We start from the raw sequence: 14,393 nt of genomic DNA on the forward strand, positions 1-14,393 counted from the left end.
ACAACCCCCGGCCTGAGGCCAGAGGTTGCCGAGGTGAGATGTCAAGAACCGCCCCGGTGGGGAGCGCCGTGGTGGCGGGCCGGTGAGACGGTGCGATGAGGAACGGGCCGGGCGACCAAGAGTATCGGTACACAGCCGCGAAACCCCGTTCGTATGACCTTCTACTCGCCCTCCTTCTTGTTGGCCAGACCGCCAACCTTGTCCTTGACGAAATCGGTGGCCTGATTGATCTGCTCGCTGTGTTTGCCGCCAGTCTTCTCATCGATGAATTCGGCCCCCTTCTCGATTGCCTGATCGATGGTTTCGCCGTGTTGGGCCACCTGCTCGCCGATGTTGTCGAAGATTCCCATGTCATTGCCTCCTGGTCTGAGTGCCTGGCGCACCGTAGGGATCCATCATGCCTGTTTCGGACAAGTTCCGCACCGGGACTGGCAGGATGGTGCTCATGCATCCGCCCCTGATAGTGCTTGTCGGACCTACCGCGACGGGCAAGTCGGCGCTCGCGGTCTCGCTGGCCCGCGAGCTTATTGGGCGGGGGAAACCCGCCGAGGTGGTCAACGCGGATTCGATGCTGGTCTACCGAGGCATGGACATCGGTACCGCGAAACCTTCCGAGGTTGAACGAGGTGGAGTTCCGCACCACCTGATCGACATCCTGGAGGTCACCGAGACCGCATCTGTTGCTGATTTCCAGGCCCGCGCCAGGGAAGTCATAGCGGATTTGCGGGATCGTGGAGTCGTTCCGATCCTGGTCGGTGGTTCTGCTCTTTACACTCGAGCCATCACCGATGCCTTCGAATTCCCGGGCTCAGACGCGGTTCTCAGGGCAGGGCTGGAAGCCGAACTGGAACGTGTTGGGGTGGAAGAACTGTACGCTCGCCTGACGGTTCTGGCCCCGGAATCTGCTGCTCGCATCGACCCCGGAAATGGCAGACGCATCGTGAGAGCGCTGGAAATCCGTGCGCTGACGGGGGGGCATCAAGCAGTGCTTCCCGATTGGACCTACGAACTCGATGGGGTACACCAGGTCGGGCTGGAACTGGATCGGAATGAACTGGACAGCCGCATCGACGCACGGGTGGAAGAGATGTGGCGCCGAGGCATCGTGGCCGAGGTCGAGAACCTGATTCCTCGTGGCTTGCGGGACGGGCGGACGGCCTCCCGTGCGATCGGGTACCGACAGGTTCTCGCCTTCCTTGACGGACAGTGCAGCGAGGAGGAGGCGAAAGAGGAGGTGAAGCGAACCACCCGGAGGTTTTTCCGCAAGCAGCTAGGATGGTATCGACGGGACCCCAGGATCGTGTGGCTGCCTGCGAGGGATTCTGGTAACCCCGCCCGAATCATCGAAATCTCCGGGACGTAGAATTGTTGAATCGGGCTGGAAGGGATAGGTGGGCACTTTGTTCCGGTACACGTTCGCCAAGGGTCACGCCACAGGCAACGACTTCATCATCATTGATGATCCACACGGGATGCAGGATCTGAGCGCCGAAGCAGTTGCTGCGCTCTGCAACCGCCACACCGGTGTCGGAGGAGACGGGCTGCTGCGGGTGGTGAGGGCCGGCCAGGTGGCCGGAGAAGAATTCGATCCGGAGCTGTGGTTCATGGACTACCGCAACGCCGACGGGTCGATTGCTGAGATGTGCGGGAATGGTCTGCGACTGTTCGCCCGCCACCTCTTGAATGATCAGCTGGTCCAGAGCGGGGAGTTCACCGTCGCGACCCGGGTGGGGCTCAAGCAGGTTCGGGTCGCCCGCGGAGGACTGATAGCGACGAATTTGGGTGTGGTTAGCTTGGGAACGGAACCTGTTGCCATCACTCACGAGGAGCGGATGTTTACGGGTCGGGCTGCCGATGTCGGCAATCCACACGTTGTTGTGTTCACAGACCATGACGTCCTCCGGCGACTCGATCTTTCCAAAGCTCCATCATGGAGCCCCACGGATGCCTTTCCTGCGGGTGTGAACGTTGAATTCGTTCATGAAGTCTTGCCCGGGGAACTGCTCATGCGTGTTCATGAACGCGGCTGTGGGGAAACCCTGAGCTGCGGCACGGGAGTGGTAGCCGCTGCAACCGCTTATCGTGATCGCAGTGGATTTGATGGTCCAATCCAGGTGCGTGTCCGTGGTGGAGATCTGACCGTGAGCTTTGAGGGTGATGATGCCTGGTTGACGGGACCGGCCGTGATCGTAGCGCGCGGTGAGTACTGGAGCTGAGAATTTGTCGTCGGGGCCTGAAAGAATGGTCCGACGATGAGCACTTCCTTTGAGACACAACCGCACCACGACGGTGATCAAGCTGAGCTTGCCGAGCGGCACTCGCTCAGACGAGTCATTGGTATGCGCACCGAATTGGAGGATATCTCCGAGGTCGAGTACCGCCAGCTGCGGCTGGAACGGGTGGTGCTGATATCTGTGTGGACTTCCGGGACCCAGGAGGACGCCGATAACGCGATGGCCGAGTTGAAAATGCTGGCAGAGACCGCTGGCTCCGAGGTTCTGGAGGCCTTGGTGCAGCGGAGAAATCAACCCGATCCCGCCACCTACATCGGACGCGGCAAGGTGGAAGAAGTGGCCGATGTGGTTCGCGTCACCGGCGCCGATACGGTTGTCTGCGATGGCGAGCTGCAACCGGCGCAATTGCGGAATCTGGAAGATCGCATCAGGGTCAAGGTGGTGGACCGGACTGCGTTGATCCTTGATATTTTCGCATCGCATGCGAAATCTGCGGAGGGCAAGGCCCAGGTGGAACTTGCCCAGCTGCAGTACCTGAAACAGCGCCTCCGTGGCTGGGGTGGAAACCTGTCTCGACAGGCTGGCGGTCGCGCCGCTGGCGGCGCGGGTATCGGTGGCCGCGGGCCCGGTGAGACGAAACTCGAGACGGATAGGCGGCGCATTCACCACCGGATTGCACAGCTTCGCCGCAGGCTCCGTGACATGGATGTCACCCGAGAAGGCAAACGCGCTGAACGCCGCAGAAACAGGGTGCCCAGTGTAGCGATTGTCGGATACACCAATGCGGGCAAGTCTTCGTTGCTGAACCGGCTGACTGGCGCGGGTGTGCTCGTGGAGGATGCGCTGTTTGCCACCCTGGACCCCACCACCCGCCGCACCGAGACCCGGGACGGGAGGGTGTTCACGTTGACCGACACTGTCGGATTTATTCGTCATCTTCCACACGACTTGGTGGAGGTGTTTCGTTCGACCCTGGAGGAATCCACCACCGCGGATCTTCTCCTTCACGTAGTCGATGCCTCAGACCCGGATCCCGAGGGGCAGATCGCGGCGGTGCGTCAGGTCCTCGGTGAAATCGGCGCCGGCGATGTGCCAGAACTGCTGGTCTGTAACAAAGCGGACCGTGCGGATGACGCCACACTGCTGGCCCTACGGGCCGGACATCCCGGTTGCGTGGTGGTTTCCGCTCGTACAGGTCAGGGCCTGGAGGAGCTGGCCGATGCCCTGGAGACCAAGCTGCCGAACCCGGAGGTACACGTCGAGACGCTCATTCCGTACAGCCGCGGTGACCTCATGGACCGCATCCACCGGACAGGAACCATTGAGGCGCTGGAGCACACCGGTGATGGCACCAAGGTGCGTGCGCGAGTCCATCCCGGCTTGGCGGAGGAACTGAGCGAATACGGTGTCTGACCTTGCGGGACGGATCCTGGAGCGGGCGATCTCCGGGATCGATGGAGGCGAAAGGCCCGGCCAGGTGGCGATGGTGGCAGCTGTTGCCGACTCCTTGGAGGAGGGCACCCATCTGCTTGTCCAGGCCGGAACCGGAACTGGCAAGTCCCTCGGCTACTTGGCGCCAGCGCTGGCGCGGATCGTGGAGCGTGGCGAGGTCATTGTGGTCGCAACGGCCACCTTGGCGCTTCAGGCCCAACTGGCCGGCTCCGACATTCCGGCTGCTCTGGACGCGGTCGAGCATGTGGCGGGACAACGTCCCCGGGCCTGCGTGCTGAAGGGACGCAACAACTACGCTTGCCTGTTCCGTGCCCGCGATGGGTCTACCGAGAGCGGTCAAGGGACTCTCCTGGGGGCGGCTGAACTGAGCGATTCCCATGAATCTGGGTCGCCTTCAAAACTCGGAGTTGAGGTGTTGATGCTGCGTGAGTGGGTGGAGGAACAGCTCCTGGCGGGAGGGGCAGGTGATCGTGATGAGGCTCCGCCCCACACAGCCGCTGCTTGGCAACAGGTTTCCATCCCGACCCGGGAATGCCCAGGCGTCTCTCGGTGTCCTTTTGGCGGGGAGTGCTTCGTCGAGAGGTCACGGGAGTCGGCTCGGAGCGCGGATCTGATCGTTACCAACCACGCCCTGGTGGCGATCAACGCCATGCACGGTGGCACTGCGCTTCCGGAACACGATGCGCTGATAATCGACGAGGCGCACGAGCTGATGGGTCGCCTCACCACGGCTGCGACCGGGGAGCTGAGCGCTGGGGTTGCAGAACGAGTGGTGAAACGCTGCTTGGCCTGGCTGGGTGATGAACTGGGTGGTGACTTGTTGGATGCGGTCGAGGAACTACAGGATGCTCTGGCAGACAGCCCCACGGGACGCATCACTGGGGCTGACGTGCCGTTGCCGGTGGCCTGCGCCGGCCTTCGCGATGTCTCGCGCCGGGCGATCAGCGATTTGGGGAAAGACAGGGACAATCCTGAACGTTCTCAGGCGGCTGGGGCACTGGGGGAAATCTTCGACATTTCCGAACGAATCGCGCGACTGGCCGATCAGGATGTGGTGTGGGTCAGCCGTTCGGACGGGATGGGGGAGACTGTCCATGTTGCTCCGCTCTCGGTGGCAGGTTTGCTGCGGGAACAGGTGTTCGGGCAGGCAACCACGGTGCTCACATCCGCGACCCTCACACTGGGAGGTGATTTCCGGGTCTTCGCTACCAGCATCGGGCTTAATACTGCCGATGAGCTGAGCGGGTACGCTGGAGGAGCCGAAGGTGACGCCAGCTGGCGAGGGGTTGACGTGGGGTCTCCCTTCGACTACGCCAAGCAGGGTATCCTTTACGTCGCTGCATCTTTGCCTCCACCCGGTAGGGATGGGCTCACCGACGCCGTGCTGGCCGAGATCGCGCAACTCGTCTGGGCGGCTGGCGGACGGACCCTGGGGCTGTTTGCCTCGCGTCGGAACGCCGAACAGGCGGTGACGCACTGCCGTCGGGTGTTGCCGGAGCTCGAGTTCCTATGCCAGGGGGATGCGCAGCTTTCGGAACTTCAACGAAACTTCCGGGAGACACCGGCCACGAGCCTGTTTGGCACCATGTCCTTGTGGCAGGGGGTCGATGTTCCAGGAGAGACCTGTCAACTGGTCATCATTGACAAGATCCCCTTTCCACGTCCCGACGACCCACTGATGCAGGCGCGCAAGAAAGCTGTGGACGATGCGGGAGGCAACGGTTTCATGGCGGTGGCAGCCACTCATGCGGCGTTGCTGCTGGCGCAGGGAGCCGGTCGGCTGATTCGGCGTGAGGATGACCGCGGTGTGGTCGCGATACTTGACCCTCGGGTCATCAGGGCCCGTTATGGAGGATTCCTCACTAGCTCTCTTCCGGGATTCTGGCGCACGAAGAACCTGGATATCGCTGCCAATGCGCTCTTGAGGCTGCGCGGCGCCGAGTAGAAGACCCGGCGCCGCGCAGCTGCTTGAGAGGAAAAGGGAGAAACCTCACATGGAAATCCCGATTGATCGGAGGTAGCTCATCGGGTTTGTGGCGGAGTAGACATCGCCAGGGGTGACCCCGGAGGGATAGTACTCGAAGTGCAGGTGAGCGCCGAAGCTGCGTCCTGTACTGCCCACGTTCCCGATCTTTTGCCCAGCGGTGACCTGCTGGCCCACCTTTACATCAGTACCGCTCATATGCGCGTACAGGGTGGAAGAGCCATCAGCTGCGCGGATGACGACGTAGTTGCCGGCCCAGGAACCGACATTCCCGCTGATTACGGTGCCGGAGGTCGCGGCGTAGACGGGGGTTCCGCTACTGGCGGCGAAGTCCTGACCAGTGTGGTACCGGGACCAGCTTCCAGTGGCTCCGAAGGCTGCACCGATCCGGTAGCTTCCCTTTGCCAGGGGTGCTGCTGCCCCGCTGGTGGTTGTGGTGCTGCTGGGGGCAGCCGCGTCGCTGCTGGCGGCGGGGCTAGTGGATGATGAGCTGGAGGAGCTGCTCGACTTGGAACTGCTCTTCGTGTAGGAATAATTTCCCGAGCGGGTGCTGCCGTTGTAAGAGTTCTTGGAGTGCCCGGCTCGTTTCTTGTTGCTGGTGGACCCGGAGTTCTTCTTGGCGGAACTTGACTTGTTGCTGGTGGACCCGGAGTTCTTCTTGGCGGAGCTCGATTTGTTGCCGGTGGAGCTCTTGCTGTTGTAGCTGCTCTTCTTGTTGGGTGAGCTTGAGCCCTTGCGGCTGTACGAGGAGCTGCTGATGCTCTTGTCACCGTCAGTGGACGTCTGAACGGATTCGGAGTGCGCGCGTCGAGGAACGGACTGCTCATTGCACTCGTGATTGCTGGCGGCAGCGCGCTTCGGGGTCACAGCGTGGTCAGAACCGGACTTCTGGGTGTCGCGAGACGTGGATTTGGCAGAGGCCGGATTCTGTTCGCCAGACTTGTTGGTAACGGCATCATGATGCCCTGCCGACGGGTCGATCTCGGCGGCAGCTGCGCTCTGGGATGCCATGCCCATCGTTCCTATGCTTCCTGCCAATACCAGCGCGGCGAGCGGGCGACGCCAAGGAGCAGGTGGAGTCGGGAGGGCTCGGCGCGGGATGGCTCCCGGACCAAAGGCTGCGCAGCCACGACGAGGCTGAGTGGGCTTCAAGAATCCCATGGTTGGTCCTTTCGGTTGGAAGATGCCATCAATCCTGAGGGTTTCTCAGGATGAGTTCAAGTTTACTTCAGGGTTCTGCGGACGGTCGGCGGAGGTTGAGTGTTCAAATCGCTTTGACTAGGGCTTTTGTCAAAATTCTTCACAGAAAATTCATAGGTTGGTTGAGGTTGGGGTGCATGTGGGTGAGCGTTAACTGAGAAATTCCTGAGGATGTGCTTCTTGCTGTCGTGCCTCGGCGTATCGGAGGTGTGGGTACGGAGGGAGCCGGTCTGCTTGAGCAAGATGTCCCCGGTCGATGGAGTTTGGAGGGTGTCAACTGTGGGCTGCGGCATGAAAAAGACGTCGGGATGAAAATCCCGACGTCTGTGATTGCGTGTCCGAGGTTCAACGACCATCGAGCCAGCTGGTCAGAGGACCCGAGCATAGTAGCGGGGACAGGATTTGAACCTGTGGCCTCCGGGTTATGAGCCCGGCGAGCTACCGAACTGCTCCACCCCGCGGTGCTTGATCAACTGTACACCGGGTGTGAGGGAACGCCAAATCGCTTGGGCGGCGCAGCATTAACGTTTGAGGGGGGGGAGCGGGTTAGGATTGCCGAGGTCTTCATCGCCGTCCATCACGGGAGAGAACGTAGACATGAGAACCAACCGGCCTTTTCGCCTTTTGACGGCTCTGCTGGTCATGTTGCTGGGATTCAGCCTGGCATTGGTGTCCTGCGGCGGATCCAGTGGGGCAGGGTCGGGACCCATCGTCCTCAATGTTGGGGCAACTACCGAGCCCACAGGCATGGATCCAGCCACTGATACGGGAGCAGGTACACCGTTTGTGCTGCTGTACAACGTCTACGAGACATTGGTGCGTATCGATGAGAAGGGTGAGATCAAACCCCTTCTGGCCCGTTCGTGGAGTGTTAGTTCCGACGGTAGTGTCTACACCTTCAAGTTGGAACCCAACGCCACCTTCGCTTCTGGGAAGTCAGTCGATGCAGCTGCGGTCATCGCATCCTTCGAACGTACGCGGGATGGTGAGAACACAACCGAGGTGCTCAAAAAGCAGATGAGTCATGTCAAGGAGATGCGTGCCGTCGATGAACGTACGGTGGAGGTGTCCCTGACAGGTCCAAGCCGACGCTGGCTCTATGACATCACATCCACGGCTGGGATCATCTACGACCTTTCTTCTGGACAGAACCTGAGTGCGCAACCTGCCGGTTCCGGCCCGTATGTTTTCTCGCGCCATGACATCGGTTCCGTGGTTTCCTTGGCGCGAAACAAACAGTACTGGGGAACCGGGCCTCGCGTGGACGAGGTGAACTTCAGGTATTACGCAGATGCGAACGCCATGGTGGCGGCGATGCTGTCGGGTCAGTTGGACATCATCTCCAACTTGGCTGTTCCTCAGTCGGTGAGCCAGTTTTCCGATGCATCCCGCTTCAAGGTGCTCGAAGGCACCACGAACGGCGAAGTGGTGCTGGGTTTCAACCACAGCAACCCAGCTCTTTCCAATCTCAAGGTTAGGCAGGCCATCAACCACGCCATTGACCGCAGGGCCGTTCTGGACAGTGTCTGGGGTGGGAAGGGAACCCTCATCGGTTCGATGGTTCCCCCCACCGACCCGTGGTATGAGGACCTCTCCAACACGTACCCGTACGATCCGGCCAAGGCGAAACAACTTCTTGAAGAGGCCGGATATGCCAGTGGCCTGACCTTGCGCCTGCGGGTGCCCACCCTTCCCTACGGTCCCCCTATCGCGAAACTCGTAGCTGCCCAGTTGCGTGCGGTCGGTATCGAGGTCAGCGTCGAGGAGCTGGACTTTTCCACGTGGCTGTCGCAGGTTTACACCCAGCACGACTACGACATGACCGTCGTGGCCCATGTTGAACCCTGGGATCTTCCCCAGTTTGCCAATCCCAACTACTACTGGAAGTACAACAACCCCCAGTTCGCGGAGCTGATCAACAAAGCGGACGCTGCCCCCACGAGCACAGAACAGGAGACCATCTTGAAGGAGGCAGCGAAACTGCTGGCGGATGATGCCGCCGCCGACTGGTTGTTCCTGCTACCCAATCTGGTGGTCACCACGACCGAGATCTCGGGGATAACGACGAACGCCACGGGACTGTCGTTCGACATGACCCACGTAGCCACCAGCCGCTGAGGTGTTGCTCAGGGATCTCGGCCGGCGGCTGATCGGCCTGATGGTGAGTCTGTTGGTGGCTTCGCTTCTGATCTTCCTGGTCACCAACGCGCTTCCCGGGAGCATCGCCAACGTGGTGTTGGGGACCCAGGCGAGCCCGGGAGAAGTGGCTGCCTTCGAGGAACGTCACGGATTGAATCGTCCGCTACTGCTCCGCTATTTCGAATGGCTCAAGGGAGTCATGGTGGGCGATTTCGGAACCACCTTCGTGGGGGGGCGCGACGTACTGGGGGAGATCCTGCCGAGGCTTGGTATCTCCGTGTGGTTGGTGGTTCTCGGGATGCTCTTCGCCCTGGTCATCGCGATCCCGCTCGGCTCCTTCGCGGCCCTGAGGCGACGACATGTCAGCGGGTTCATCGCATCGACGTTCTCCCAGGCCGGTTTGTCCGTTCCTGCTTTCTGGGCAGGCATGTGGTTGGTTATCGTGTTCGCGGTGAACTTGCGGTGGCTGCCCGCCGGGGGCTACATTCCCCTGAGTCGTGATCCGGTGGGCTGGGTGACCCACCTGGTGCTCCCCGTCGCGTCCTTGGCGTTGGTTCAGGGCAGCCTGCTGGCGCGTTATGTCCGAAGCGCTGTGATTGAGGTGACCAGTGAGGACTGGTTCCGTACTGCCCGTGCCGTTGGGTGGTCCAGGCTGGGTGCGCTGCTGCGTCATGGAACCCGCAACATCGCGATATCACTGCTCACTGTGATCGGACTCCAGGTGGCGACGCTGCTGGTGGGGGCAATCATCATCGAACAGGTGTTTGCCATCCAGGGGCTGGGCTCACGGCTGTTGCTGGCAGTCTCCCAGCGTGACCTGGTGTTGGTCCAGGGAATCGTCCTGATCCTCGTGTGGGCGGTTCTGGTAATCAATTTCGTGGTTGACGTGGTGTACCAGGCCGTCGATCCGAGGCTCAAGGAAGCGGGGACGATCTCATGATGCGTCGGTCGAATCTGGCCTTCGGTGCCGTGTTGATCTCCTTCGTTGTCCTACTCGCCCTGGTGGGGTTGTTCTGGACTCCTCATGGCCCTGCAGCTGTCACGGGAGGCGTCCGGGAGGCGCCATCGCTCGCCCATTGGCTGGGTACCGACAACAGCGGTTTTGACATTGCTAGCCGCCTGATCGCTGGGGCGAAGCTGGTGCTCCTGGTCGGGCTGGGATCGGTGGCCGGGGCCGCGCTGATCGGTATCCCTGCGGGAATGATCGCAGGGATGTCGCGCGGTTGGGGAGCCGTCCTGATCTCTCGGGGAGCCGATGTGCTCTACGGTTTCCCTGCCCTGTTGCTGGCCATTTTGTTTGCGGCTGCGCTCGGCGGATCCGTGTGGACTGCCTTGATGGCCATAGCCCTGTCCACAATCCCGAGTTTCGTGCGGATTGCCCGTGCAGCGACCATCCAGGTGATGGGGTTGGCCTTCGTCGAGGCAGCCCGGCTGTCCGGTACTCCGCGCCGGCATATCGCACTCAGACACGTGCTTCCTAATATTGCTCCGGTGCTGGGGGTGCAGGCCAGCGTCAGCGTCGGGATCGCCATCCTTGCGGAATCCGGACTTTCCTATCTGGGACTGGGGTCGGGAACGGATGTACCGACATGGGGGCGGATGCTGCAGGAGGCACAGAAAGAGATCTTTGTGGCTCCTGTGATCGCCTTGTGGCCCGGAGTGGCCATAGCTGCGGCGACCATGGGGTGCAACCTGCTCGGAGATGGTCTTCGTGATCTTCTCGACCCCAGGCTGCGGGAGCTGACATGAGTCTTCTGGAGATCGAGGATTTGCGAGTAACCTTCGGTCGGCGTCGGAAGGTGGCGGTCGACGGGGTCTCGTTCGTTCTCGGTGAGCGGGAGCGTCTCGGCCTCATCGGGCAGTCCGGTTCCGGAAAAACCGTGATAGCGCTGTCCGTCATGGGGCTGCTTCCAGAGAACGCTCAGGTCAGCGGGTCGATCCGATTGGCTGGCAGAGAACTTGTGGGACGCCCCGAGAAGGAACTTCGAAAACTGCGTGGAGACGTGGTTTCGATGGTTTTCCAAGAACCCATGACGGCGCTGGACCCAACCATGCGGGTCGGCCGTCAAATTGGTGAGGTGGTGGCCTTGCATCACGCCGAACACAGGGGAGAAATCCGGGCCCTCGTGCTAGATTGGCTGGCGCATATAGGGCTGCCGGATCCTGAGCGTATTGCAGACTCCTTCCCACATCAGCTCTCCGGCGGGCAACGACAACGCGCCCTGATCGCCATGGCCCTGGCCAACCGGCCGGACCTAGTGATCTGTGATGAACCGACCACTGCACTCGACGTGATCGTGCAGAAACAGATTCTCGACCTTCTCGATGCCGAGTTTGCGGGCCGGGCTGCGCTGTTCGTCAGTCACGATCTTGCGGTGGTGCGGCAGGTCTGCCAACGAGTGATGGTTGTTCTCGACGGGAGAATTGTTGAGAACGGTTCCATCGAGGAAGTGATCGGTTCTCCTCAGCATCCCTATACCCAAGGCCTGGTTGCCGCTGCGCGATTGTCAGATGTGGCTCCTGGAAGCCGACTCCCGACCGTGGCTGATTACTGGCGAGGGGTGGAGAGATGAGCGCATTACTGGAACTGGACGGCGTCGATGTGATTTTTCGCCGCGGTCGCAGAACTTTCCAGGCACTTCACAAGGTGAGCGTTACCCTCTCTGCGGGGGAGCGGGTGGGGCTGGTCGGCGGTTCCGGGTCAGGCAAGACTACCACGTTGAGGACTCTGCTGGGTCTGGTCCGTCCGGTAGCGGGTGAGGTACGTTTCGAGGGTCGGCGGATCGATGGGCTGTCCGACAAGGACCTCGCTGATGTCCGAAGCAGGGTGTCCTTGGTCTCACAGGATCCGAACGCATCCTTGAACCCACGCATGAAACTACGGGAAATCGTTGCCGAGCCACTTCGTTCACCGTGGCTGAAAGCCCGGGAAGGAAAAGAAAGTGTCGTAGCGGAAACCATCAAGGGAGTTGGGTTGGATGTTGCGATGCTGGATCGGTTTCCTCATGAACTGTCTGGGGGACAACGCCAGCGGGTCGCCATTGCCCGGGCCCTTGTGAGTTCACCGGACCTGCTGATCGCTGATGAGCCCGTCTCAGCTCTCGACGTCTCCGTGCGTGCCCAGGTGCTGAATCTGCTCGTTGAAGCCGTTCGGGAAAGAAATCTTGCGATGTTGTTCGTCAGCCACGATTTGGCCGTCGTGCGGCATCTGTGCGAGCGGGTCGTGGTGATGGATGCTGGGCAAGTTGTTGAGGAAGGTCCTGTGGAAAAAGTCTTCAAGGAACCACGGCACAAGTACACGCAGAGGCTACTGGAGGCCACTCTCTCCTTGTGACCATGGGGTGCGGCTGTAACATGACCTGCCGTGAAGGTCCTGCTTCTAGAGAACATCCATTCCGAGGCCGTGCGTGCGCTTGAAAGCCGCGGCCACGAGGTCGAGGTGCTGTCCAGCGCGCTCGATGAAGTCGAACTGATCGAGGTCCTTGATGGTGTCGAGCTTCTCGGCATTCGTTCCCGGACATACATCACTGAGCGGGTGTTGAAAGCTCATCCGCAGTTGCTCGCGGTCGGCGCCTTCTGTATTGGGACTAATCAGATCGATCTTCCAGCTGCGGCAGCTGCGGGAGTTGCCGTGTTCAACGCCCCCTACTCCAATACGCGCTCCGTGGTGGAGTTGGCCCTCGGTGAGATCATTACCCTGGCGCGGCGCCTGGGGGACAGGAACACCAGCATGCATGCAGGCATCTGGGACAAATCGGCAACTGGATCTCATGAGGTGCGCGGCAGGACTCTGGGAATTGTTGGCTACGGCAACATCGGTTCTCAGCTGTCGGTGCTGGCCGAAGGTCTTGGGATGCGGGTCTACTTCTACGACATCGTGGACCGCTTGGCGCTGGGAAACGCTACGCGTGTGTACTCTCTGCAAGAGTTGTTCGAACGTTGTGAAACCATCACGCTGCACGTAGATGGCAGAGCCTCCAACGCGCACATGATCGGGGAGAAGGAGTTCTCCCAGATGCGGCCACGAACCCTTTTCCTGAACCTGTGCAGAGGTAACGTCGTGGATGTCGACGCCTTGGCGGCAGCCCTTAGATCAGGGCACATCGCGGGCGCAGCGGTCGATGTGTTCCCGGGAGAGCCTGCGAGCAAGGACGAGCCTTTCGTGTCACCTCTGCAGGGAATCCCGAATGTCATCCTCACTCCGCATGTTGGCGGATCAACCCAGGAGGCACAGGTCGACATTGGTCGCTACGTGGCCGGCAAACTTTCGGATTACGAGGCCTATGGGAACACATCTATGGCGGTAAACCTTCCTGAGGTCTCCGTCTCAGCAGCGAGCGCGGAGCGTATCTTGCATCTTCACCGGAATGTTCCGGGGGTATTGGCTCGGCTCAATCACGCGCTCGCCTCCCACAACATGAACATTGGTTTCCAGACCTTGGCTACCTCTGGAGAGTACGGCTACGTTGTCACAGACGTTTCCGGAGAGCACTACGAGGGTCTAGTGGCCGAACTCCAAGGCCTCGAGGAGAGCATCCGGGTTCGGATGGTCTAGGAGACGTCCCGCATCATCCTGCCTCGGAGGGGCGCAACCTTTCAAGAACGACGTCGTGGAGCAGGCCGTTGGTCGCCAAAGCGTTTCTGTGATATGGACCTGGTTCGCCATCGATGCTGGTGAAACGGCCACCGGCCTCGCGGACGATGATGTCGAGAGCAGCCATATCGTAGAGTGCGAGTTCCGGCTCGCAGGCGATGTCCACGGCTCCCTCGGCCACCAGCATGTAGCTCCAGAAGTCACCATATCCACGGGAACGCCAGCATTCGCGCATCAGGTCCACGAAACCCTGGCCACGTCCCGACTCCACCCAGCCATTGATGCTCGCATAGGACAAAGACGCGTCGGAAAGCTGTGACACCTTACTGGTGTGGATCGGGGTGGCGTTCAAGATTGAGCGACCCGTGTAGGCGCCACCGCCCATGCTGGCCCACCAACGACGTCCGAGCGCGGGAGCGGAAACCACGGAGGCGACGATCTGTCCTTCGAGCTCGAGGGCAATGAGTGTCGCCCATACCGGAACCCCACGCAGGTAGTTCGCGGTTCCGTCGATGGGGTCGATTATCCAACGACGATTGGATTCTCCGGTGTCCTGCATCTCCTCGCCGTGGACTGCGTCACGGGGCCGGGTTCGAGACAGAGTGCGTCGGATCGACTCCTCAACGGCGGTGTCGGCCTCCGTGACCGGGGTGGAATCCGGTTTGGTCTTGATCATCAGGTCTTGGGCCTTGAAACGGCTCATGGAGATGGAGTCGGCATCGTCGGCCATCACATGAGCCAGGCGGACATCGTCGGTGAGTTCTTTGCTGGCGACCATGTTCCTAAGGTA

13 protein-coding genes and 1 tRNA gene are annotated in these 14,393 nt (G+C 60.9%); 10 read left to right on the plus strand and 4 right to left on the minus strand.

The annotated features are described in order from the left end of the window. Positions 1-161 precede the first annotated feature (161 nt). The gene (locus V7R84_RS01115) at positions 162-350 is read right to left on the minus strand and encodes an antitoxin (RefSeq protein WP_338571162.1); all 189 of its coding nucleotides are present in this window, start codon (positions 348-350) and stop codon (positions 162-164) included. 47 nt (positions 351-397) lie between these two features. Here V7R84_RS01115 and miaA point away from each other — a divergent pair, with 47 nt between their 5' ends. From miaA to V7R84_RS01135, 4 genes are read left to right on the plus strand one after another with little or no spacing between them, the layout of a single operon-like run. Further along, entirely contained in the window at positions 398-1,363 is a 966-nt protein-coding gene (gene miaA / locus V7R84_RS01120) for a tRNA (adenosine(37)-N6)-dimethylallyltransferase MiaA (protein WP_338571164.1), read from the plus strand. 28 nt (positions 1,364-1,391) lie between these two features. Further along, complete coding sequence (gene dapF, locus V7R84_RS01125; RefSeq protein ID WP_338571167.1) at positions 1,392-2,216, plus strand: diaminopimelate epimerase; 825 nt, start codon at positions 1,392-1,394, stop codon at positions 2,214-2,216. A 36-nt stretch (positions 2,217-2,252) separates the two neighbouring features. After that, complete coding sequence (gene hflX / locus V7R84_RS01130; RefSeq protein WP_338571170.1) at positions 2,253-3,647, plus strand: GTPase HflX; 1,395 nt, start codon at positions 2,253-2,255, stop codon at positions 3,645-3,647. Then, positions 3,640-5,631 (plus strand): ATP-dependent DNA helicase, encoded by a 1,992-nt coding sequence (locus tag V7R84_RS01135; RefSeq protein WP_412728072.1) that lies wholly within the window; start codon positions 3,640-3,642, stop codon positions 5,629-5,631. The genes hflX and V7R84_RS01135 overlap by 8 nt, the downstream gene beginning before the upstream one ends. Positions 5,632-5,676: 45 nt before the next feature. Here V7R84_RS01135 and V7R84_RS01140 read toward each other — a convergent pair whose 3' ends face one another. Both V7R84_RS01140 and V7R84_RS01145 read right to left on the minus strand, forming a co-directional pair. After that, positions 5,677-6,681, minus strand: a complete 1,005-nt coding sequence (locus tag V7R84_RS01140; protein WP_338571172.1) for a M23 family metallopeptidase — start codon at positions 6,679-6,681, stop codon at positions 5,677-5,679. 576 nt (positions 6,682-7,257) lie between these two features. Continuing rightward, a tRNA-Met gene (locus V7R84_RS01145) sits at positions 7,258-7,331 on the minus strand. A 136-nt stretch (positions 7,332-7,467) separates the two neighbouring features. On the opposite strand from V7R84_RS01145, the gene V7R84_RS01150 reads away from it, so the two are divergent. Genes V7R84_RS01150 through serA form a run of 6 tightly spaced genes read left to right on the plus strand, consistent with a single transcriptional unit; the run spans position 7,468 to position 13,564 of the window. Beyond that, a complete protein-coding gene (locus V7R84_RS01150; protein ID WP_338571175.1) occupies positions 7,468-8,988 on the plus strand; it encodes an ABC transporter substrate-binding protein in 1,521 nt (506 codons plus the stop codon). Position 8,989: 1 nt separating this feature from the next. After that, positions 8,990-9,949, plus strand: coding sequence for an ABC transporter permease (locus V7R84_RS01155; RefSeq protein WP_338571176.1), 960 nt, complete (start codon positions 8,990-8,992; stop codon positions 9,947-9,949). Continuing rightward, positions 9,949-10,758 (plus strand): ABC transporter permease, encoded by an 810-nt coding sequence (locus tag V7R84_RS01160; RefSeq protein ID WP_338573767.1) that lies wholly within the window; start codon positions 9,949-9,951, stop codon positions 10,756-10,758. The genes V7R84_RS01155 and V7R84_RS01160 overlap by 1 nt, the downstream gene beginning before the upstream one ends. Beyond that, positions 10,755-11,582: an ABC transporter ATP-binding protein gene (locus V7R84_RS01165; RefSeq protein WP_338571178.1), complete on the plus strand. Its 828-nt coding sequence runs from the start codon at positions 10,755-10,757 to the stop codon at positions 11,580-11,582. Before V7R84_RS01160 ends, V7R84_RS01165 begins: the two co-directional genes overlap by 4 nt. Then, positions 11,579-12,343 carry an ATP-binding cassette domain-containing protein gene (locus V7R84_RS01170; protein ID WP_338571179.1) on the plus strand — a complete coding sequence of 255 codons (765 nt, stop codon included), beginning with the start codon at positions 11,579-11,581 and terminating at the stop codon, positions 12,341-12,343. The genes V7R84_RS01165 and V7R84_RS01170 overlap by 4 nt, the downstream gene beginning before the upstream one ends. 30 nt (positions 12,344-12,373) lie before the next feature. Continuing rightward, positions 12,374-13,564 carry a phosphoglycerate dehydrogenase gene (gene serA, locus V7R84_RS01175; protein ID WP_338571180.1) on the plus strand — a complete coding sequence of 397 codons (1,191 nt, stop codon included), beginning with the start codon at positions 12,374-12,376 and terminating at the stop codon, positions 13,562-13,564. 13 nt (positions 13,565-13,577) lie between these two features. Here serA and V7R84_RS01180 read toward each other — a convergent pair whose 3' ends face one another. Beyond that, on the minus strand, positions 13,578-14,381 hold the full coding sequence (locus V7R84_RS01180) for an inositol monophosphatase family protein (RefSeq protein ID WP_338571183.1): 804 nt from the start codon (positions 14,379-14,381) through the stop codon (positions 13,578-13,580). Positions 14,382-14,393 lie beyond the last annotated feature (12 nt).

Origin of the sequence: Arachnia propionica, from assembly GCF_037055325.1 — a bacterium.
In the GTDB taxonomy this organism is placed as follows: Bacteria; Actinomycetota; Actinomycetes; order Propionibacteriales; family Propionibacteriaceae; genus Arachnia.